Genomic DNA, 19,679 nt, shown 5'->3' on the forward strand with positions numbered 1-19,679 from the left:
GCCCGGATCAGTCGCTGCCGTTGGCGCGGTGCCGGTCGTGGCCGTTCACGGGACGCTTTCCCGAGTCCTGGGAGCCGAGCTGTTTCACGAGGGCGGCCGCGCTGGCGGTGCCCGCCTGGTGCTCCGCGAGGGCGCGGGCGAGCAGGTCGGCGAGACCGGCGTCCGGCGGCGGTTCGTCCTCGGCGATCGCCCGGGCGTAGCTCTCCGGGAACGGCGTGATCGGACGCCAGGAGCCGGTGTCGGTCAGCGGGTCCAACGCCGGCGGCATCCGCAACCGCGGCAGCCACGGATCCGCGACCTCTTCCTTGGCGCCCGGGTGAGAGCCTTCCCCGATCCCGGCTGCCTGCGACGACCCCGGGTCCTCCCGGGGCGGCGGCGCGAGCGGGACGGCGGGTTCGCCGTACTCGACCGGCGGCTGTTCCCGGCGGGCGCGGCCGGTGTCGGCACGTTCTTCGGCGAAGGGTTCGGGGTGGACGGGATCCGCGGCGCCGTCCGCGCGACGCCGTCCGCCGCCCTGCCCGCCCGTGCTCGAGATGCCGAGCCGGTCCAATACCGATTTCGCCGCCACCGAACCGTGTTCGGCGTCGTGCCTGGTCTTGCGCGAGACCGGCGCCGAGGACCGGCGCGCCCGCTCTTCGGCCGCCCACTCGTCGCTCTCCCACAACGGCGCGGCGGTGCCCGGCGGCCGGTTCTCCGCCGCCACGCGCGGCCGTGGTTCGGCGGCGGGCTCGGGAGCGAGCAGCAGTTCCGGCAGGACCGGCTCCGACGCCGCGACGGGCATCGGCTCCTCCGCCCGGCGCCGCGTGACCGGAGCCGGCGTTTCCGGCCTGGCGATCGCCGGTTCGGGAGCGACGGTCTCGCGAGCCGCGGGCTCCTCCTGACGGCGGCGGCGCACGGGCTCCGGTTCCGGACGCGAGACCGGTTCCGGACGCGAGACCGGCTCGGGGCGCGGCATCGGTTCGGGGCGCGGGGCGGGCTCCGGCTTCGGCGGCGGCATCAGTTTCGGCGCGACCGGTTCGGCCTTGGGCTCGAACCTGATCGACGGCTTGGCCTTCTTCGGCACCCGACGGCGCCAGTCGCTGTCGGACGCCGCCGCTTCCCTGGCGGGCTCGGGCCGGGACGGCGGCTTCAGCACCGGCGCTTCGGTCTTTTCCGCGACCGGTTCCACGATCGGCGCCACGGGTGGTTCCGCCGGGCCCGGCTCCGCGGCGGGGCTCGGAGGCTCGACCGGCGTGTACCGCGCCGGCGCGGATTCCGCATGCCTGCTCTGCCGCGCGGGCTGCGGTGGTTCACGGCGAAGCGGCGGCTCGGCCGCGGCCCGCTTTGGGGCCGTCACGTCGATCGCCGGGATCGCCGGGATCGCCGGGATCACCGCGGTCACCTCGGCCGGTTCCGGTGCGGGAACGGGGGCCGCGGCGGCGGACGGCCGCGCGGCGACGGCACGCAGGACGTCGTCGAGGTCGACGGCGGCGTTCTCGGCCGCGCCGAATTCACCGACCAGGACGTTGCACGCCTGCCTGCGCGCACGGGAGTGCAGATGCTCGGCGGCACGCGAACGGTGCAGGCAGCCGATGGCCTCTTCGGCCCGGCCGAGCCGTTCCTCGATTTGCGCGAGCTCCAGCCACAGCCGCGCCGTGACGGCGTGCAGGTTGTGGTCCTCGGCCCCCGCGACCGCCTCACGGACGAGCATTCCCGCGGCTTCACCGGATCCCGCGGGCAGCAGGACACGAGTCGCCACCGCCAGCCGCAGCCACGCGGCCGGTGCGATCCCGGCGGCCCGGACGGGTGCGTCGAGGATCGGCTGCGCGACCTCCAGCGCCATCTCCGTGTCGCCCCGGTCCAGCAACGTGCAGACGAGTTGCAGGACCAGCCTGATCCGGACGAGCCCACCGTCGTCGTCGGGATTTCCGAGCTTTTCGAGCATGCCGAGCCCGGTCCGCGCGGCGTCGGCGGCCGACGTCAGGTCACCGTGCCGTCGCCGGTGTGCCGACACCCCGACCCGCAGCAACGCGCGGATCAGCAACTGGGAATCCGCCGTCATCGAGCCGTCGCCGAGCACGAGCTTGTCCGCCTCGGCGAGCACCCGGTCCAGTTCCGCCTTGCGGCCGAACTGCGCCAAGCAGCCGACGAGGTGGCACAACGCCTCCGCCCGGTGCGACGCCGAAACCGCCGGATCCGCCAGCAACGGACGCAGCACCGCCAGGCCTGTCAGCGGGATGCCCACACTGCGCGCGCAGACCGCCAGGTCGATCCTCAGCCGGGCGGCGATGTCGCCGTAGCCCGCGTGCTCCGCGGCCCGCAGGGCGGCCACGGCGCGGCCGACCGTCCGGGGACGGCCACCGAGCCGCACCCGGGCGCTCACCACCAGGCTCTCCGCGCGGATCCACTGTTCGTCGGCACCGGCGGCCTCGGCGAGCGCGGCCGCGCGCTCCCCGAGGACCAGTGCGAGCTCGGGCGCCCTCAGGTGCAGGGCGTCCGCGCGTTCGATCAACCTGCCGACAGCGGACAGGGTTCCCCCGGTGGCAGCCGTCCGCCCACCCACCATGGTGGTGGGCGAGCCCGGCCGTTGGCGCTTGCTGGCTTCCACGGGGAACCCCCGGCCCTCAGTCGCGGGTCAGCTTGCGATGGGTGACGCGGTGCGGACGAGCCGCCTCGGCACCGAGACGTTCGACCTTGTTCTTCTCGTAGCCCTCGAAGTTACCTTCGAACCAGAACCATTGCGAGGGGTTCTCGTCCGTTCCTTCCCAAGCGAGGATGTGCGTCGCGACCCGGTCGAGGAACCACCGGTCGTGCGAGATGACCACGGCGCAGCCGGGGAACTGCTCGAGAGCGTTCTCCAGCGAGCCCAGGGTCTCGACGTCCAGGTCGTTCGTCGGCTCGTCGAGCAGGATCAGGTTCCCGCCCTGCTTGAGGGTCAGCGCCAGGTTCAGCCGGTTGCGCTCACCACCGGAGAGCACGCCCGCCGGCTTCTGCTGGTCCGGCCCCTTGAAACCGAACGCGCTGACGTAGGCACGCGAGGGCATTTCGGTCTGCCCGACGTGGATGTAGTCCAGCTTGTCCGAAACCACCTCCCATACCGTCTTCTTCGGGTCGATCCCGCCGCGGTTCTGGTCCACATAGGACAGTTTGACCGTCTCGCCGATCTTGACGCGGCCGTCGTCCGGCTCCTCGAGCCCGACGATCGTCTTGAACAGGGTCGTCTTGCCGACACCGTTCGGCCCGATCACGCCGACGATGCCGTTGCGCGGCAGGTCGAACGACAGCCCGTCGATCAGTACCCGGTCGTCGAAGCCCTTGCGCAGCTTCTCGACCTCGACGACCACACTGCCCAGCCGGGGCCCCGGCGGGATCTGGATCTCTTCGAAGTCGAGCTTGCGGTGCTTGTCCGCCTCCGCGGCCATCTCCTCGTAGCGGTCGAGCCGGGACCGCGACTTGGTCTGGCGCGCCTTGGCGTTGGACCGGACCCAGTCGAGCTCGGACTTCAGCCGCTTGGCGAGCTTGGCGTCCTTCTTGCCCTGGACCTCGAGGCGCTCGCGCTTCTTCTCCAGGTACGTCGAGTAGTTGCCCTCGTAGCCGACGACGCGGCCGCGGTCGAGCTCCATGATCCACTCGGCGACGTTGTCCAGGAAGTACCGGTCGTGGGTGACGGCGAGGACGGCGCCGGCGTAGTTCGCCAGGAACTGTTCCAGCCACAGCACGCTTTCGGCGTCCAGATGGTTGGTGGGCTCGTCGAGGAGCAGCAGGTCGGGTGCGGACAGGAGCAGCTTGCACAGCGCGACCCGGCGGCGCTCACCACCGGAGAGGTGGGTGACCGGCTCGTCCGGCGGCGGGCAGCGAAGCGCGTCCATGGCCTGCTCGACCGTGGAGTCGATCTCCCACGCGTCGGCGTGGTCGAGCTCCTCCTGGAGCTTGCCCATCTCCTCCATCAGCTCGTCGCTGTAGTCGGTCGCCATGAGCTCGGCGACCTCGTTGAAGCGGTTGAGCTTGACCTTGATGTCGCCAAGGCCCTCTTCGACGTTTTCGCGGACGGTCTTTTCCTCGTTGAGCTCCGGCTCCTGCATGAGGATGCCGACGCTGGCGCCAGGCTGGAGGAAGGCTTCGCCGTTGCTGGCCTGCTCGATCCCCGCCATGATCTTCAGAACGGTGGACTTACCCGCGCCGTTCGGCCCCACCACGCCGATCTTGGCGCCGGGGTAGAACGCGGTGCTGACGTCGTCGAGGATGACCTTGTCCCCAACGGTCTTGCGCACCTTCTTCATGGTGTAGATGAACTCGGCCATGCAAACGATCGTAGAGCGAGGCGATCGCGGCCTTGACGGCGGTCACCACCGAGCTACCGACAGTCAGCCCGATATCACTGAGTGAGCATCGGAACCTCACCCCACGGGCGCCTCCTCCAGCGCGGTGACCATGGGATTCCCGGCGGGCGGCGGCACCGGCGGGATCGCTCTCGGCCGGTCACGTCCCATCCGGTGGATCTCGGCCGAGCACCGCGCCAGGTTGGGGCCGATGGAGAAGGCCTCAAGCTCAGGTAGACCCAGAGGTGCCGGGATCTCCTCCGCGGTCTCTGCGCCGCGCAACCGCCCGGCCACGATCACCGGGTCGCCCTTGCTGAGGCAGGAGAACGCCGCCATCGCCAGCTTGCGCCAGCAGGTGACCTTGACGGCGAGCTGCCGTCCCTCTCCCCACTCCCCTCTTTCCTTGTCGTAGCGGCGTTCGACACTCCGCAGGCCGAACGACACGACGTCGTGCCCGTGCACCCGCTCCGGATGGTGGACCGGTTCGCTGGTCAGGTTGCCGATCATGGTCACCCACGTTTCGCCCATCGCCATCACACTCGCCCTTCTCCTCGTTCCGGGACCTTCCCGGCGTTTCCCTTGAGCACAGATTGCCTCGGACTCAAGGGCTAAAAGGGACGAAAACCGGATCTGTGGACAACTCCGGCCGGTGTGGGCTTCCTGTGGACAACTCGGCGGCGGAAAGCGCCGGCTGTCGGAGGGCTGTGGTAGTGGGGCGGCTCGGGCTACTTAGGGGCGCAAGGGCGGGGCGCACGTCGCGAAAGCCACTTTCGGGACATCACACGTCGCGAAAGTGGCTTTCGCGACGCGCGGCCACTGTCCGTCAGGCCGACGGCTAAGAGCCCTGCCCAGGCCCCCGCCCCTGGTCGGCGAGTTTCTTCAGCATCGCGTTGTAGGCGTTCAGATCCGCGTCACCGGAGGCTTCCTCGCGGCGGTCCCGGCGCCGCGCCTCACGCTCGTCCTGCCGCGCCCACTGCACCAGCAGCGCGACGAGCACCAGCAGCACCGGCAGCTCACCGGACGCCCACGCGATCCCGCCGCCGAGCCGCTGATCGGTGAGGAGGTCGGTGACCCACGGCAGCTTCAGGCCGCGGTAGAAGTCCTGCCCGAGCACGGTCTGCATGCTCATCAGCGCGATCCCGAAGAACGCGTGGAACGGCATGGCCGCGAACATCATCCCCAGCCGTCCCAGCGGCGGGAGCCGTCGTGGCGCCGGGTCGACGCCGATCACCGGCCAGTAGAAGACGTACCCGGCGAGCAGGAAGTGCGCGTTCATCGCCAGATGCGCCCAGTGGTAGTTCAGCGCCGAATCGAACAGGCCCGAGAAGTACAGGCCGTAGAAGGAACCGACGAACAGCAGCAACGCGACGATCGGATGGGTCAGGAACCGCGAGAGCGGCGAGTGCACGAAGGCGAGCAGCCATTCACGCGGTCCGGGAGGGGCGTCCTTGCCCGCCGTGGGCAGCGCTCGCAGCGCGAGTGTCACGGGGCCGCCGAGCACGAACAGCACCGGCGCCACCATGGACAGCAACATGTGGTTGCCCATGTGCACGCTGAACATCGCCGGCGCGTACCGTCCGATACCGGACGACGTCGCGATCAGCAGGACGAAGCAGCCCGCCAGCCACGCGACCGTCCGGCCGGTGGCCCAGGTGTCGCCGCGGCGCCGCAGCCGACGGACCCCGGCGAGGTACAGCCCGGCGAGAACGAGCGCGAGAGTGCCGTAGACGAGGTCGAACCGCCAGTCCGTGAGCAGCCGGAAGACGGTCGGCGGACCGTAGAGGTCATACCCGATCAGCAGTTCCGTGGTCGACGGCTGGGTCAGCGCTTCCTGCGGAGGCGGGGTCTTCGCGAGCCCGGTGGCGATGCCGATCGTGACGAACATGATCAGCACCTCGACCGCGGCGAGCCGCAGCAGCTGACCGCCGCCCGCGCCGTTCACCAGCCCGGCGACCCCCTTCTGCCGTTGCTGATGCCCGAAGACACCGAGCAACAGCAACGCGACGACCTTCGCGACCACGAGCAGGCCGTAGTCGGTGGTGAACAGGTCGGCGATCCTGATCCGCACCAGCGCGTTCACGATGCCGGAGACCGCCATCACGATCCAGCACACCAGCGCCAGCTTCGAAAACCGCGTCGCGGCCAGCTTGAGGTTCTCGCCGCGGCGCCAGCCGAGCGCCAGCAGCGCCACCAGCCCGCCGACCCACAACGCGGCGGCGACCAGGTGGTAGAGCAGGCTGTTGGTCGCCATGTCGTGCGAGCCGCCGCTCGCGGAATGCCCGGTGACCGCGACCGGGACCAGGCCGCCGACGGACAGGAAGAAGACCACCGTCGTCCAGCCCCAGGTCAGGGCGAGACGGCAGCCGAGCGCGACCAGCAACGCGATCAACGCGGTGAACAGCCAGGCCTTCGGCTGTTCGATGGCGTCGACGAGGTCGACCAGCACCTGCGGCGAGAGCACCTCGGTGAACGGGCGGCCCGCGCCGTCGGCCGCGGAGAAGAAGATCGACGCGGCGGCCGCGAAGAACCAGACCCACGCGGCGACCCCGGCGACCCGGATGGCCGCGTAGCCGTCGGCGGCGAGCGTGCCGGACTTCTGCGGCGGGACGAGGAACGCGGCGAGCAGCAGCGAGCCCACGCACAGCACCGAAGCCGCCTCGGCCAGCACCCGCACGACGGTGATGCCGTAGCGGGTCACCAGGCCGGGGTCCGGGAGTCCGGCGATGACGTAACCGGCGCCACCGGTCAGCGCGACCAGGCCGACGGCCACCACCGCGGCCAGGAGCGCCCCGATCGACACCAGCGGCAGGACACCGGCCTTCCGCGCGGGTGGGGCCGGTTTCGTCTCGGGGTCTGAAGGCACGTCACGAGGGTATGCCGAACGCGCAACCGGCAAGATGGCGGCGTGCGGATCATCCTGCTGAGGCACGCCGAGTCGCTCGGCAACGTCGACGAGCTCGCCTACACCCGGATCCCCGACCACGCCCTGCCGCTGACCGACGCCGGTCGGGAGCAGGCGAAGCTGGCCGGTCCGGAACTCGAGGAGGTCCTCGGCGGGCAGCGGACGGCGGTCTACGTCAGCCCGTATCTGCGGACGCGGGAAACCTTGCGGCTGCTGGACATCGGGGATTCCTGCGAGCGGATCGTGCCGGAGCCGAGGCTGCGGGAACAGGACTGGGGCAACCTCCAGGACCCGCTGGAGCAGGAGGTCCAGAAACAGCGCCGCCACGAGTTCGGTCACTTCTTCTACCGGCTCCCGTTCGGCGAGTCCGGGGCGGACGTCGACGACCGGGTCGCGGCGTTCCTCAGCGAGCTGGCGGCGTGCGGCGAAGATCACCCCGAAACCGTGCTGGTCGTCTCACACGGGCTCACCATCCGCTTGCTGTGCCGTCGGCTCTTCGGCTGGAGCATCGAGCTGTTCGAGTCGCTGTCCAACCCGAAGACCTGCGAATACCGCGTCGTGGAGCGGAAGGGCGGCAAGTGGACGCTGGACCGTCCGTTCCGCCAATGGCGGGACTCACCCGACGGGGAGACTCAGGACTGAGGGAGCGAGGAGCACCACCCTCGTGCCCAGTCCCGGGCTGGATTCGATCCGCGCGAATCCGCCGATCTCGGCCATCCGCGCGATGATCGAGTTCTCGAGGCCGAACCCGGTCCGCCGGGCCCCGACGTCGAAACCGGCGCCGTGATCACGCACCGTCAAGGAAACCCCGCCGCCGATCTCTTCGATGCTCACGACGGCCCGCCTGGTCCCGGAGTGCTTCAACGTGTTGCGCAGGGCTTCCCTGGCGGAGTCGTGCAGCGCCGTGGCCGCCTCCGCCGAAAGCTCCGGCGCGGCGTCGTCCTGAACGACGACCTCGACGCGCAGCCCCTCCGCGGCCATTTCGGCGGCGAGCAGCCGCAGCCGCTGGTGCAGTCCGATCCCTTCGGCGGATTCGTGTTCGAGGCTGATCCGGATGCGCATCGCCTGGGCGCGAGCGGTCCGGCGGACGCGATCGAGGCTGGCCGCCGGGTCGAGTTCGTCGGCGGGCGCTGGGATCGCGAACGACTCCATCACCTGCAGGACGGTGTCGTGGACGTCGCGGCGGTGCCGTTCGCGTTCCGCCGCCCGGCCCTGCTGCTCCCCGAACCCGACCGCGAACCGCATCGACGCGCCGACCAGGCCGGCGACGGCGAGCGACACCACCAGCGCGGTCCCGAGCGTGAGCAGGAGACCGAGCGAGGAAGCCGGGTCCAGCAGGGTGTGCGACAGCACCGCGGCCACGATGGCCAGCGCCCCGGCCGTCGCGCCGCGCAGCAGGGTCCAGACCATCACCGTGCCCATCAGATGGGTCCAGGTGATCGACGTGATCGCGGTGTCCTGGGCGAACGGCGCGGCCCCGAAGACGAAGAGCACGGCGAACGCGCTGTCCACCAACGGAACCAGCCTCGTCCCGGCCGCGGACCAGCGGAAGATCCAGACGGCCGCGACGACGTTGGGCACCAGATGCAGCGCCACGAAGGTCCACAGCAGCGACGACCCCGGGCCCGCCACCCACAGCGCCTGCACCAGCATCGCCAGCCGGAACGCCACCGGGACCAGGACCAGCCAGGGCATCGTGGTCCGCACCAGTCGCGCCGGGATACCTCCGCCACCCCCGAGCATCAGCACCCTCCCGGATTAGCCTCACTGAAACAGCGACCGAAGCGCATTCATCTCAGTTTACCGGGATGTCAACGGGCGACGGGTTCGGCGACCTCCTCCCGTTTCCGCGCCCGCGCCGCCGCCACCGCGGACGGCACGATCAGCGCGGCGGTGAGCCCGACGAACAGGAACGACACCGAAAGCGACGTCACCTGCGCGATCCCGCCGATCAGCGGTGGCCCCGCAAGGAAGCCGGTGTAGGCGATCGCCGTGACGAAAGCCAGTTCCCGCTCGCCTCCGGTTCCGTCGGCGCGCTTGCCGGACGCGCCCGCGAGGCTCAACGCGATCGGGAAGGCCGCGGCGAGCCCGGCACCCGCCAGCGCGAAGCCGACGAACCCGAACACCGGAACGGGGGCCAGGGCGGCGAGCACAAGGCCTGCCGCGGCGATCCCGGCACCCACCGCCAGCGCACGTGTCGCGCCGAAACGGTTCTGCAGCCAGGCGCCCGCGAGCCTGGCGAGCGCCATGGCCAGGGCGAACCCCGAGTACGCGAAGGCGGCGGCACCGTCGCCGACGTCGTGCACGGACGTCATCAGCAGGGCGGACCAGTCCGAACTCGCTCCCTCCGCGATCGCCGAGAACAGCGCGATGGCGGCGAGCAGCCAGAGGACGGGACGTTTGATCGGCGGCACTCGTGGCTTCTCGACGGGTTCGCTGTGTTCGGGCCGCGCGCCGGGCACGGCGGCGATGACGAAGGCGAGCACCACCAGGGCGGCCAGCGCGGCGACCGTGAGATGCCTCCCCGGCGACCACTGGTGCGACGCGGCGAATCCGGCGGCGACGGAGCCCGCGAGCGCGCCGAAGCTGAATCCGGCGTGCAGGATCGGCATGATCGCGCGTCCGGACCGGCGCTCCACCTCGACTCCGGCGACGTTCATCGCCACGTCGAGCGCGCCGACGCTCGCCCCGAGGACGAACAACGCCCCGGCGAGCAGGGCGACCGACGTCGAGAAGCCGATCATCGGCAGCGCCGCGCAGGCGATGACCGTGCTGCCCGCGACCACCGCGCGGGCGCCGTACCGCTCGATCAGCCGCCCCGAAACCGAGGCCGCGATCAGCATGCCGACGCTGGCGCCCAGCAGGGCCAGCCCGAAGACACCCGGAGACGCGTCCACTCTTTCCGATAACGCCGGCGTCCGCGGCGCCCAGGAGCCGAGCGCGGCCCCGTTGAGCGCGAACACGACGAAAACGGCCGTACGGTCACGCATAGACCCCAGTCTCCTTTCGATTCCCCTTCCACCAGAATGACTTAAGCGCTTCAGAAAGTCCACCGGCCCTTGCCGGGACTAGACTGCCGCGGTGACCAGCACCAGACGGCGAAGGCCGACGTTGGACGATGTCGCCGACGCCGTCGGGGTGTCGCGGGCGACCGTCTCCAACGCCTACAACCGGCCCGATCAGCTGTCCGCCCAGCTGCGGGAAGAGGTGCTTCGCGCGGCCAAGAAGATCGGGTACGCGGGGCCGAACCCGACCGCCCGCAGTCTCGCCACCAGCCGCACCGGCGCGATCGCCGTCCTGCTCGACACGAATCTTTCGACGGCCTTCTCGGATCCCGCGTTGTCGGTCACCCTCGACGCGCTTTCGACCGTCGTCGACCCCGAGGGCCACGCCCTTCTGCTGCTGCCCGGCGACGGCGAGAGCGGCGGACCGCGCGCGGAACGGATCCTGACCGCGCAGGCCGACATCGCGGTGGCGTATTCGCTGGCCGACGGCGCGCCGGCGCTGACCGCGGTCCGGGACCGGGGCCTGCCACTGGTGGTCATCGACCAGCCGCATATCCGCGGTTCGGCGAGGATCGGTGTCGCGGACCGGGCCGGAGCGGCCGCCGCGGCCCGGCACCTGGTGGAGCTCGGGCACCGGCGGATCGGGATCTTCTCGGCGCAGTGCCTCTCGGCGCCGCGCGGCGGTGAACTGAGCGCGGCCGAGGCCGGGAACAGCCGGTTCCACGACAACCGCGAACGGATGGCCGGATACCTGGAGACGCTGGCCGAGGCGGGGATCCCGGCGGCGGACGTGCCGATCTGGGAGGCGTCCGGATTGTCGATCGAAGGAGCTCTCCCGAGCGCTTTCGGCCTGCTGGACCGGCGACCGCGGCCGACGGCGCTGCTGTGCATGTCGGATCTCCTGGCCCTGGCGGCGATTTCGGCCGCCAGGCAGCTCGGCCTGTCGGTGCCGGGCGACCTTTCGGTCGTGGGCTACGACGACGTCCCGCCCGCCCGGTGGTCCGAACCACCGCTGACGACGGTCCGGCAGGACCTCGCCGCCAAGGGACGGGCGGCCGGCGAACTGGTGCTGGGCCTGCTGCGCGGGGAGAAGGCCCCCGCGCCGGCCGAGGTACCCGCCGAACTGGTCGTCCGGGACTCCACCGCGCCCGCTTAGCACCCGATTTCGCCACGCGCAAGGCGGCCCCGGCGATATGTGGACAACTCGCCCCGATCGAGCGGCGCACTACTACTTATCCACAGAAGTAAAAATGCGGGCAGACAAACCCTCCCCCGCGCGCCATCGTGGAATCACACATTCACCGACGGCGGCCGAGCCGCCGATTCACGGGGGAGAACCACCATGCAACGACGTTTGACGAACCTGCGCGCCCGCCTCCCGCACGTGCTCCTGCTGGCCATGTTCGGCCTGCTGAGCAGCGTCGGAGTCGCGAGTGCCACCACCGCGTCACCTGAACCCGCCTGCCAGAAGGGCGAGTTCTGCGTGTGGGGCGAAGATTCGTACGGCGGCGCGGTGCACAAATTCGACCTGCGCACCGCCAATCCCGACGAATGCATTCCCTTACCCGAAGGCTTCGACGGGCATTCGTTCGTCAACCGGCTGAGCCGGGACGTGACGATTTACCAGAGCGAGGAATGCACGACAGAAGGAGATTTCATCACCTATCCGGGTGGTGGCACCTACGTACCCCAGGGACCGTTCGTGATCCGCGCCCTCAAGATCTGGGACTGACCACCCCGGCGGTTCGCGCCGGTCGCTCGCGGAAGAGTCGACTCGCGACCTGCGCGAACCCAGGGGCCGCTCCCCCGAAGCGGCCCCGGCCCGTGAGCGCGTCACCCCGCGTCGTGACGCGCTCACGGGCGTTCCAAAAAAGGGTGGGCTCGAACTGAAACGATCTGGCGGTGTCGAACGATCGACAGGTTGGCGACGGCTAAGCTGCCGATGCTGGGCGGCACCCAACGTCGCCGACGTCGGCCCTCGTAGCTCAGCTGGATAGAGCAAGAGCCTTCTAATCTCTAGGTCGCAGGTTCAAGTCCTGCCGGGGGCACGCCGCCAGAGGGAACCCCTGGTCACGCAAGTGGCCAGGGGCCCCTCAACTCCACAATGCCGAGTACGGCGAAGTCGTCGTGCGGCCAGTCGTGGGTGCGATCCTTCGAGAGGGCGTTCCGGCCGGACTCTTGGTGTGGTCCTGACCGATCAGCCCGCTCCGGTGACCCGGATCACGGTGCCCTGGATTCAGCTGATTCCCTGGTCAAAGTCCACCGAGGAGTTCCGGTCCGGCGCCAGTGATTCACCGATGTGGCCTCAGAGGCTCCCTTCCTCCGACGCTTCGGGTGCCAGAGCGGCCAGCTGCCGCGCGACGCCCTCCACCGTCGGAGCGGAGAACAACGTCCGCATCGGCAGGACGACGTCGTACCGGTTGCGCACGGTTTCCAGCATCCGGGTCGCGCGCAGGCCTCGACGCGTGCCAGGGCGGCCAGCGCGGCGACCGCCACCCAGTTGAGTTTCCCGTTGGCGCTCAACGGGAGCCCGCCCATCGTCACGAGCCGCTCCGGGACTGTGTGCGGGCAGCCTGGTCGCGACGGCGGCGAGTGTACTGTCCACATCGGACGCTCCGGCGATCACCGCGACCAGCCGCCGGTCCGCTCCCCCGTGCCGTGGACGGCGGCGGCCTGCGCGACGTGAGGGGCTTCGAGCAGCGCCGCCTCGACCTCACCCAGCTCGATCCAGTAGCCGCGGATCTTCACCTGCTGGCCCCGCCGTCTCAGGAACCCGAGGGTGCCCCGTCCGGCCAGTACCGGCCGAGGCGAAAACCGAGGGCGCTGGTGAACACCGCCGGCATGACGACCTCGGGATCGCCGGACGCCCTCGCGAGTTCCCGGCGCAGATGCACTGCCGAAACGTCGCGGTGGTCCAGCGCCGCCCACAGTTCCTCCTGCACGGCACCCTACGAAGCCGGCCGTGGTCGTGTCGTCCATCCAAGCACGCGTGTCGTCCGCCGAATCACGCGTGGCGGCCGGTCGATCACGGGAAATCGCCGGTACTGAACCTCGTGAGCGGTAAAGACGGTGAGAACCCTCATCGCCAATCACCGGAACCAGGCGCCATCGCCCCTGAAGAAAAGAGACCGCTGAGCGGCGAAGCGGCCCGATCACTTCGCCGGGCGCTATAGGTTGTCCGCATGTACGTGCCGCCGCAGCGCGACCCGCGTCCCACCGACGGTCCTCCCTGGTGGCTGCTCATCGGACCCGGGTTCGCCGCGCTCATCGGACTGTTCCTGCTCACCGTGATCTACCGGTTCGACGGTGAGTCCCCCTTGGGGATCGATCTGGGCATGTCGAGCCAGTCCCTGCTGCTGAGCGGGCTCGTCGCGTATGTCGTCGCGGCCGCGATCGCGTTCCCGGCGGGGCTGGTCCTCGGCGCACGGTTCCCGACGTCGGTGACCGTGCCCGCGATCGTCTTGATGCTCCTCGGCGTGCTTCTGGTCGCCTTCGTTCCCGGCAGCGGCCTGCTCCTGGTCGGGCGGCTGCTCACCGGGCTCGGCGCGGGTGCCGTCCTCGGCGTGACCGTCGCGCTGATCCGGCGGCTCGGGACCGGTCGCGGCGCCGCGGCCGGGGCGATGGCGGGCCTCGGCGTCCTCGCCTTGGTGGCCGCACCGGTTCTCGGCGGGCTGCTCTCGGACGCCACCGGCTTTCGCGTGGTGTTCGTGGTGGCCGCGCTGTTCGTGTTCGCCGCACTCGTTGTCGCCGGGATCATCGGCATCGTCGCGGTGGCCAAGCCGAAACACGCCTGACCTTCAGCCGCCGAGCGCGCGCAGCACCACGAGCACTTCGTCCGGCACGTCGAGCCGGGCTTCGACCTCCGACACCTTCGCCGCCACGCGCCGGTGCGTCGCCCGGCCGCGGGCGCTGAGGTGGACGAGGACGCGGCGCCTGTCGGCGGCGTCGACCTCGCGGTAGGCCTGCGCGGTGGTCACGAGTTTGTCGACCACCCTGGTCAGCGTCGGGGCGGTGGCGAGCGTCCGGTCGGCGAGGTCGGCCATGGCGAGACCACCCTTGCCGCTCAGGGTGTCCAGCACCAGCCATTGGTCCAGGGTGAGGCCTTCCTTGACGAGCACCTGCTCCACCCTGGCGGCGACGGCACGGGCGGCGCGGGTGAGCGAGCCGGTGAGCGACGTTCCGGCGGTCGTGACACCGCGTGTCCCCATATCCCGTCCCCTTGCCAAAACCGGACACCCTCGCAATACTTCCAGGTGAAAGCACTTTGACCTTACCGGGCCACCGCACGGAGCGCCATGCCCCCACGCCTCGCCACCCGGCCCCGCGACGACACCTGGCGTGTGGCCATGGTGATCCCGTTGCAGGGACCGGCAGGCCTGTTCGGCCCGTCGTGCGAGGCGATCACGGAGCTGGCCGTCCACGAACTCAACGAATCCGGCGGCATCCTCGGCAGGCAGGTCGAGGCCGAGGTGGTCGACGGTGGCGGCACTCCCGCGCGCGTGGCCGACGAGGTACGGCGGCTGGTCGGCAGCGGACGGGTCGACGCGGTCAGCGGCTGGCACATCTCGTCGATCCGGCACGCGCTCGCGCCGGTCGTGGCCGACCGGGTGCCGTACGTGTACACCTCGCTCTACGAAGGCGGCGAGCGCCGCTCCGGCATCTTCTGCACGGGCGAGACGCCGCGCTGCCAGATCGAGCCCGCCCTGCGCTGGCTGCGCGATCACCTCGGCGCCCGGCGCTGGTTCGTCGTCGGCGACGACTACGTCTGGCCGCACCGGTCGACCCGCGCGATCCGCCAGTACGCCAAAGATCTCGATCTGCGCATCACCGGAGAGGCGTTCGTCGGGCTCGGCGCGGGCGATATGTCCACGGTGGTCCGCCAGGTCGAACGGTCCACAAGCGACGGTGTGCTCATGTTGCTGGTCGGGCAGGACGCGGTGCGCTTCAACCGGGCCTTCGCCGCGCACGGGCTCAGCGACCGGCTGCTCCGGTTCAGCCCGCTGATGGAGGAGAACATGCTCCTCGCGAGCGGCGCGCACGCCACCGGCAATCTCTACGTCTCCGCCGCCTACTTCCGCTCGATGGTCACCGCCGACGCGATGGACCTGCTCGGCCGGTACGTCGGCCGCAACGGCCCCGGCGCCCCGGCTTTGAACAACGCCGCCGAATCCTGTTACGAGGGCCTGCACACGCTGGCCGAACTCGTCGGCAGAGCGGGCACGTCGAAACTTCCCGCGCTCAACGCGGCGATCGACGGCGTCGCCTATCACGGCCCCCGCGGCACGATCGAGTTCCGCGGACAGCAGGCCGATCAGCACGTCCATCTCGCGGTCGCCGACGGTTACGACTTCGAAGTCCTCACCCGGCTCTGAAAACCACCCCTTGACTCGCTCCGGCACGCCACATACTTTCATCTGGAATTATTTCATGTGACGCGCATTATGCGGAGGTGAGCATGGGCAACGTGGGCCTGCTCTACGTCGGCGCCGCCTTGATGATCAACGGCCTGATGTTGCTCGGCCGGATACCGCCGCGTTCGGCGGCGGTGCTGAACCTGTTCGTCGGCGCGCTGCAGTGCGTCACCCCGACCGTGCTGATCGTCCAGGCGGCCGGGAACCCGGACGCGATCCTCGCCGCGTCCGGCCTGTACCTGTTCGGTTTCACCTATCTGTATGTCGGCATCGCGAATCTCGCGGGCCTGGCACCCGAAGGCATCGGCTGGTTCTCGCTCTTCGTGGCGGGTGCCGCCGTGGTGTACGCCGGGATCGCCTTCTGGCACGACGACGACCCGGTGTTCGGCGTCATCTGGCTGTCCTGGGCGTTGCTGTGGACCTTGTTCTTCCTGGTGCTCGGCCTCGGAAAAGAACGGCTGACCCGGTTCACCGGGTGGACCGTCCTGCTGCTCAGCCAGCCGACGTGCACGGTGCCCGCCTTCCTCGGTCTCACCGGTGCCTACCGCAGCGACGGCGGCACCGCGCTGCTGGCGGCCGCGATCGCGGTGGCGCTCGTAGCGGCCGCCGGTTCCCTCGACGTCCTGGAAAACCGTTCGGAGAAAAGGAGTCTTCATGCGACACGGTGACATTTCCGCCAGCCCGGACACGGTCGGTGTCGCGGTGGTCAACTACAAGATGCCGCGGCTGCACACCAAGGCCGAAGTCCTCGCCAACGCCCGCAAGATCGCCGAAATGGTGGTGGGCATGAAGTCCGGGCTTCCCGGCATGGATCTCGTGGTGTTCCCCGAGTACTCGACGCAGGGCATCATGTACGACCCGAAAGAGATGTACGAGACCGCCGCGACGATTCCCGGCGAGGAGACCGAGATCTTCGCGGCCGCGTGCCGGGAAGCCCAGACCTGGGGCGTCTTCTCCATAACCGGCGAGCGGCACGAGGACCACCCGGCCAAGCCGCCGTACAACACGCTCGTGCTCATCAACGACCGCGGCGAGATCGTCCAGAAGTACCGCAAGATCCTGCCGTGGTGCCCGATCGAAGGCTGGTATCCGGGCGAAGAGACCTACGTCAGCGACGGCCCGAAGGGGATGAAGATCTCGCTGATCATCTGCGACGACGGGAACTACCCGGAGATCTGGCGCGACTGCGCGATGAAGGGCGCCGAACTGATCGTGCGCTGCCAGGGCTACATGTACCCGGCCAAGGAGCAGCAGGTCCTGATGGCCAAGGCGATGGCGTGGGCCAACAACTGCTACGTGGCCGTCGCGAACGCCGCCGGTTTCGACGGCGTGTACTCGTATTTCGGCCATTCCGCGATCATCGGCTTCGACGGGCGCACGCTCGGCGAGACCGGCGAGGAGGAATACGGGATCCAGTACGCGCAGCTGTCGGTTTCGGCGATCCGCGACGCGCGCACCTACGACCAGTCGCAGAACCACATCTTCAAGCTGCTGCACCGCGGCTACACCGGCGTGCAGGACGCGGACGAAGGCGACAAGGGCGTGGCCGAATGCCCGTTCGACTTCTACAAGCTCTGGGTCACCGACGCCAAGAAGGCGCAGGAGAAGGTCGAGTCGATCACCCGCGACACCATCACTCCACAGCACCCCTGACGAGGACAGCGCGCCCTAGACTCGGCGCCATGGACAGGATCGACAGCGGCAGCCGGACGATCGCCGCCCCGCCCGAGACCGTCTACCAGGCGCTCCTGGACCGGGAGTCGCTCGAAGCCTGGCTACCACCCGAGGGGATGCGCGGCCGGATCGAGCACTGGGATCCGCGGCCCGGCGGCGGCTTCCGCATGATCCTCACCTACCTCGACGCGTCCGCCGCGCCCGGTAAATCGTCGGACGCGACGGACGTCGTCGAGGTCGGGTTCGCCGAGCTGGTGCCCGCGGAACGCGTGGTGCAAAGTGCCGTCTTCGAGTCCGAGGACCCGGCGTTCGCGGGCACCATGACGATGACCTGGAGGCTGGCCGCCGCGGGTGACGGCACCGAGGTGACCGTCACCGCGACGGACGTGCCGTCCGGCATCGGCCAGGCCGATCACGAGGCCGGGATCGCCTCTTCACTGGCCAACCTGGCTTCCTTCGCCGAAACGCGCTGACGGCCGGACGCGATCACGATCGCGGCGAGGACGGCCATCACCAGCGGCACGACCAGCGCCGCCCGGAAACCGCCGAGCGCGGCCTCCCGCGAACCGTCGCCGAGCGCGGCGACGTTGACGGCGGTCACCGCGGACAGCCCGAGCGCCGCGCCGAATTGGAACGCCGTGTACAGCAGCCCGCCCGCGATGCCCTGTTCGTCCTCGGCGATCCCGTCGGTGGCGACGATCGTCAGCGGACCGTAGGCGAGCGCGAACCCCAGCCCGAGGATGATCATAGACGGGAACATCGCCGCGTACGTCCAGTCCAGGCCCAGCGGCAGGAAGAGCGCGTACGCCACGGCGGCGAGCACGAGTCCGCCGAAGATCAGCCGGGTGTTGCCGAACCTCGCCACCAGCCGCGGGGTCAGCGTCGGCGCGAGGATCGCGTCGATCCCGACCGCCAGCAACGCGAGGCTCGTTTCCAAGGTCGACCAGCCCCGGAGTTCCTGCAGGTACAGCGTGACGAGGAACTGGAATCCGAAGAACGAACCGGCGAACAGCAGGGCGCTGAAGTTCGCCCGCACCAGCGGGCCCGACTTCAGGATGCCCAGCCTCACCAGTGGCGCGGGTGAGCGCCGTTCGACGGCCACGAAGGCCGCCAGCGCCGCCACTCCCCCGACGAACGACGCGAGGGTCCAGCCCCACCCCTGTCCGGGGTGTTCCAGCCGGACCACCGCGTAGGCGATCAGCAGCATCGCCACGGTCACGGTGAGCGCTCCGGGGAAGTCCAGGCGGCGCGGTACGCGTTCCTCACCGGCCGGTTCCTTGATGAGCCACAGCGCGGCGAGCAGGATGACGGCGGACAGGAACACCGGCGTGAAGAACACCCAGCGCCAGTCGATCCTGGTCAGCAGGCCGCCGATGACCAGGCCGAGCGAGAAGCCGCCCGCCCCGGTGCCGGCGTAGAACAGCAGCGCCTTGTTGCGTTTCGGGCCCTCCTCGAAGCTCGTGGTGATGATGGACAGCCCGGCCGGGGTCATGAAGGCCGCGGCGACGCCGGTGACGAACCGGGCGAGCAGCAGCATCCAGCCTTCGGTGGCGAACCCGCCCAGCCCGGAGAAGACGAGGAACACCACCAGCCAGGCGAGGAACATGCGGCGGCGGCCGTACATGTCGGCGGCGCGCCCGCCCAGCAGCATGAACCCGCCGTAGCCGAGGACGTAGGCGCTCACGACGCCGCTCAGCGTCGCCGTCGACAGCCCGAGTTCGGCCCGGATGGACGGCAGCGCCACGTTCAGCATCGCGACGTCGATGCCCTCCAGGAAGATGGCGCCGCACAGCACTACGAGCACGCCCCAGGCCCGCCCGCCCATCCGGTCGGCGCGCGGAAGCGTTTGCGAGTTGCTCAAGATCGGATCTCCCTCGGTGAACGGGAACCGACGGTTACTCATCAGCCGGTCGGTTCCCTCTTGTAACCAAGGGGATCTTCCGTCACCATCGATGACCATGGAAGAAGGCACTTTGAACTCACCCAGTCGTTGTGAACTCACCGAGGAGGACTACGAGGCCTTCCAGTGGGACACGCGCGAGGACTGTGAGGTCCGCCAGATCCTCGACCGGGTGGCGGACAAGTGGTCGCTGCTGGTCATCGCGCTGCTCGACCGGAACACGCTGCGGTTCACCGAGCTCAAGTACAAGATCGACGGCATCAGCCAGCGCATGCTCACCACCACGCTGCGGCACCTCGAGCGGGACGGCCTGGTGAGCCGCACCGTCTATCCAGTGGTGCCACCGCGCGTCGAGTACGCGCTGACACCGCTGGGGATGACGCTGCACAAGACGATCCAGTCGCTGGTCACCTGGACCGAGGACCACCAGAGCGAGATCGCCCTCGCGCGCGCCCAGTACGACAAACGCGTCACCGCCTAGGGAGCCGT

Annotated in this window: 20 protein-coding genes and 1 tRNA gene; 10 read left to right on the top strand and 11 right to left on the bottom strand. The window is 69.9% G+C overall.

What is annotated here, in order from left to right:
* Window positions 1-7: 7 nt before the first annotated feature.
* The 4 genes from CVV72_RS19700 to CVV72_RS19715 all read right to left on the bottom strand — a co-directional run bounded on the left by CVV72_RS19700 (window position 8) and on the right by CVV72_RS19715 (window position 7,161).
* Complete coding sequence (locus tag CVV72_RS19700) at window positions 8-2,587, bottom strand: hypothetical protein (protein ID WP_219153722.1); 2,580 nt, start codon at window positions 2,585-2,587, stop codon at window positions 8-10.
* A gap of 16 nt (window positions 2,588-2,603) precedes the next feature.
* Window positions 2,604-4,280 carry an energy-dependent translational throttle protein EttA gene (gene ettA / locus CVV72_RS19705; protein ID WP_034313863.1) on the bottom strand — a complete coding sequence of 559 codons (1,677 nt, stop codon included), beginning with the start codon at window positions 4,278-4,280 and terminating at the stop codon, window positions 2,604-2,606.
* A 96-nt stretch (window positions 4,281-4,376) separates the two neighbouring features.
* On the bottom strand, window positions 4,377-4,826 hold the full coding sequence (locus CVV72_RS19710; protein WP_255632744.1) for a single-stranded DNA-binding protein: 450 nt from the start codon (window positions 4,824-4,826) through the stop codon (window positions 4,377-4,379).
* Window positions 4,827-5,133: 307 nt separating this feature from the next.
* Window positions 5,134-7,161: a cytochrome c oxidase assembly protein gene (locus CVV72_RS19715; protein WP_219153724.1), complete on the bottom strand. Its 2,028-nt coding sequence runs from the start codon at window positions 7,159-7,161 to the stop codon at window positions 5,134-5,136.
* 42 nt (window positions 7,162-7,203) lie between these two features.
* On the opposite strand from CVV72_RS19715, the gene CVV72_RS19720 reads away from it, so the two are divergent.
* Window positions 7,204-7,842: a histidine phosphatase family protein gene (locus CVV72_RS19720; protein ID WP_219153725.1), complete on the top strand. Its 639-nt coding sequence runs from the start codon at window positions 7,204-7,206 to the stop codon at window positions 7,840-7,842.
* Here the strand turns inward: CVV72_RS19720 and CVV72_RS19725 are convergent.
* Entirely contained in the window at window positions 7,816-8,949 is a 1,134-nt protein-coding gene (locus CVV72_RS19725; protein ID WP_219153726.1) for a sensor histidine kinase, read from the bottom strand. The two genes, CVV72_RS19720 and CVV72_RS19725, sit on opposite strands and share 27 nt — an antisense overlap.
* 62 nt (window positions 8,950-9,011) lie before the next feature.
* Window positions 9,012-10,190, bottom strand: coding sequence for an MFS transporter (locus CVV72_RS19730; RefSeq protein ID WP_219153727.1), 1,179 nt, complete (start codon window positions 10,188-10,190; stop codon window positions 9,012-9,014).
* A gap of 121 nt (window positions 10,191-10,311) precedes the next feature.
* Here CVV72_RS19730 and CVV72_RS19735 point away from each other — a divergent pair, with 121 nt between their 5' ends.
* From CVV72_RS19735 to CVV72_RS19745, 3 genes are all read left to right on the top strand, one after another.
* The gene (locus CVV72_RS19735; protein ID WP_219154025.1) at window positions 10,312-11,361 is read left to right on the top strand and encodes a LacI family DNA-binding transcriptional regulator; all 1,050 of its coding nucleotides are present in this window, start codon (window positions 10,312-10,314) and stop codon (window positions 11,359-11,361) included.
* Between the two features lie 186 nt (window positions 11,362-11,547).
* Window positions 11,548-11,937, top strand: a complete 390-nt coding sequence (locus CVV72_RS19740) for a peptidase inhibitor family I36 protein (RefSeq protein ID WP_219153728.1) — start codon at window positions 11,548-11,550, stop codon at window positions 11,935-11,937.
* A gap of 242 nt (window positions 11,938-12,179) precedes the next feature.
* Window positions 12,180-12,253, top strand: a tRNA-Arg gene (locus tag CVV72_RS19745).
* 257 nt (window positions 12,254-12,510) lie between these two features.
* On the opposite strand, the gene CVV72_RS41730 is transcribed toward CVV72_RS19745, so the two are convergent.
* The 3 genes from CVV72_RS41730 to CVV72_RS19750 all read right to left on the bottom strand — a co-directional run bounded on the left by CVV72_RS41730 (window position 12,511) and on the right by CVV72_RS19750 (window position 13,147).
* Window positions 12,511-12,633, bottom strand: coding sequence for a hypothetical protein (locus CVV72_RS41730; RefSeq protein WP_255632745.1), 123 nt, complete (start codon window positions 12,631-12,633; stop codon window positions 12,511-12,513).
* A gap of 194 nt (window positions 12,634-12,827) precedes the next feature.
* Window positions 12,828-12,953: a hypothetical protein gene (locus tag CVV72_RS41735; RefSeq protein WP_255632746.1), complete on the bottom strand. Its 126-nt coding sequence runs from the start codon at window positions 12,951-12,953 to the stop codon at window positions 12,828-12,830.
* A gap of 17 nt (window positions 12,954-12,970) precedes the next feature.
* Window positions 12,971-13,147, bottom strand: a complete 177-nt coding sequence (locus tag CVV72_RS19750) for a hypothetical protein (RefSeq protein ID WP_219153729.1) — start codon at window positions 13,145-13,147, stop codon at window positions 12,971-12,973.
* A 240-nt stretch (window positions 13,148-13,387) separates the two neighbouring features.
* On the opposite strand from CVV72_RS19750, the gene CVV72_RS19755 reads away from it, so the two are divergent.
* Complete coding sequence (locus CVV72_RS19755) at window positions 13,388-13,999, top strand: MFS transporter (RefSeq protein ID WP_219145234.1); 612 nt, start codon at window positions 13,388-13,390, stop codon at window positions 13,997-13,999.
* A gap of 3 nt (window positions 14,000-14,002) precedes the next feature.
* Here the strand turns inward: CVV72_RS19755 and CVV72_RS19760 are convergent, their stop codons facing one another.
* Window positions 14,003-14,413, bottom strand: a complete 411-nt coding sequence (locus CVV72_RS19760; protein WP_219145235.1) for a MarR family transcriptional regulator — start codon at window positions 14,411-14,413, stop codon at window positions 14,003-14,005.
* 138 nt (window positions 14,414-14,551) lie between these two features.
* Between CVV72_RS19760 and CVV72_RS19765 the strand changes: the two genes are divergently transcribed.
* The 4 genes from CVV72_RS19765 (at window position 14,552) to CVV72_RS19780 (ending at window position 17,763) form a co-directional block, all read left to right on the top strand.
* Window positions 14,552-15,577, top strand: coding sequence for a substrate-binding domain-containing protein (locus tag CVV72_RS19765; protein ID WP_219154026.1), 1,026 nt, complete (start codon window positions 14,552-14,554; stop codon window positions 15,575-15,577).
* Window positions 15,578-15,660: 83 nt separating this feature from the next.
* Entirely contained in the window at window positions 15,661-16,284 is a 624-nt protein-coding gene (locus CVV72_RS19770; RefSeq protein WP_219145236.1) for an AmiS/UreI family transporter, read from the top strand.
* Window positions 16,271-17,269 carry an aliphatic amidase gene (locus CVV72_RS19775; RefSeq protein ID WP_219145237.1) on the top strand — a complete coding sequence of 333 codons (999 nt, stop codon included), beginning with the start codon at window positions 16,271-16,273 and terminating at the stop codon, window positions 17,267-17,269. The genes CVV72_RS19770 and CVV72_RS19775 overlap by 14 nt, the downstream gene beginning before the upstream one ends.
* A 29-nt stretch (window positions 17,270-17,298) precedes the next feature.
* Window positions 17,299-17,763 (top strand): SRPBCC family protein, encoded by a 465-nt coding sequence (locus tag CVV72_RS19780; protein WP_219145238.1) that lies wholly within the window; start codon window positions 17,299-17,301, stop codon window positions 17,761-17,763.
* Here CVV72_RS19780 and CVV72_RS19785 read toward each other — a convergent pair.
* The gene (locus CVV72_RS19785) at window positions 17,703-19,193 is read right to left on the bottom strand and encodes an MFS transporter (RefSeq protein WP_370641794.1); all 1,491 of its coding nucleotides are present in this window, start codon (window positions 19,191-19,193) and stop codon (window positions 17,703-17,705) included. The genes CVV72_RS19780 and CVV72_RS19785 overlap by 61 nt on opposite strands.
* Window positions 19,194-19,242: 49 nt before the next feature.
* Between CVV72_RS19785 and CVV72_RS19790 the strand changes: the two genes are divergently transcribed.
* Window positions 19,243-19,671 carry a helix-turn-helix domain-containing protein gene (locus CVV72_RS19790; RefSeq protein ID WP_081809649.1) on the top strand — a complete coding sequence of 143 codons (429 nt, stop codon included), beginning with the start codon at window positions 19,243-19,245 and terminating at the stop codon, window positions 19,669-19,671.
* The last annotated feature ends 8 nt before the right edge of the window (window positions 19,672-19,679 follow it).

The sequence above is a fragment of the Amycolatopsis sp. TNS106 genome (assembly GCF_019330265.1).
In the GTDB taxonomy this organism is placed as follows: domain Bacteria; phylum Actinomycetota; class Actinomycetes; order Mycobacteriales; family Pseudonocardiaceae; genus Amycolatopsis; species Amycolatopsis lurida.

Bases quoted from the DNA above. Each gene is read 5' to 3' on its own strand.
- ettA (WP_034313863.1), bottom strand. From the start codon at position 4,280: ATGGCCGAGTTCATCTACACCATGAAGAAGGTGCGCAAGACCGTTGGG.
- CVV72_RS19710 (WP_255632744.1), bottom strand. From the start codon at position 4,826: ATGGGCGAAACGTGGGTGACCATGATCGGCAACCTGACCAGCGAACCG.
- CVV72_RS19730 (WP_219153727.1), bottom strand. From the start codon at position 10,190: ATGCGTGACCGTACGGCCGTTTTCGTCGTGTTCGCGCTCAACGGGGCC.
- CVV72_RS19740 (WP_219153728.1), top strand. From the start codon at position 11,548: ATGCAACGACGTTTGACGAACCTGCGCGCCCGCCTCCCGCACGTGCTC.
- CVV72_RS19755 (WP_219145234.1), top strand. From the start codon at position 13,388: ATGTACGTGCCGCCGCAGCGCGACCCGCGTCCCACCGACGGTCCTCCC.
- CVV72_RS19760 (WP_219145235.1), bottom strand. From the start codon at position 14,413: ATGGGGACACGCGGTGTCACGACCGCCGGAACGTCGCTCACCGGCTCG.
- CVV72_RS19765 (WP_219154026.1), top strand. From the start codon at position 14,552: ATGGTGATCCCGTTGCAGGGACCGGCAGGCCTGTTCGGCCCGTCGTGC.
- CVV72_RS19770 (WP_219145236.1), top strand. From the start codon at position 15,661: ATGGGCAACGTGGGCCTGCTCTACGTCGGCGCCGCCTTGATGATCAAC.
- CVV72_RS19775 (WP_219145237.1), top strand. From the start codon at position 16,271: ATGCGACACGGTGACATTTCCGCCAGCCCGGACACGGTCGGTGTCGCG.
- CVV72_RS19780 (WP_219145238.1), top strand. From the start codon at position 17,299: ATGGACAGGATCGACAGCGGCAGCCGGACGATCGCCGCCCCGCCCGAG.
- CVV72_RS19785 (WP_370641794.1), bottom strand. From the start codon at position 19,193: ATGAGTAACCGTCGGTTCCCGTTCACCGAGGGAGATCCGATCTTGAGC.
- CVV72_RS19790 (WP_081809649.1), top strand. From the start codon at position 19,243: ATGACCATGGAAGAAGGCACTTTGAACTCACCCAGTCGTTGTGAACTC.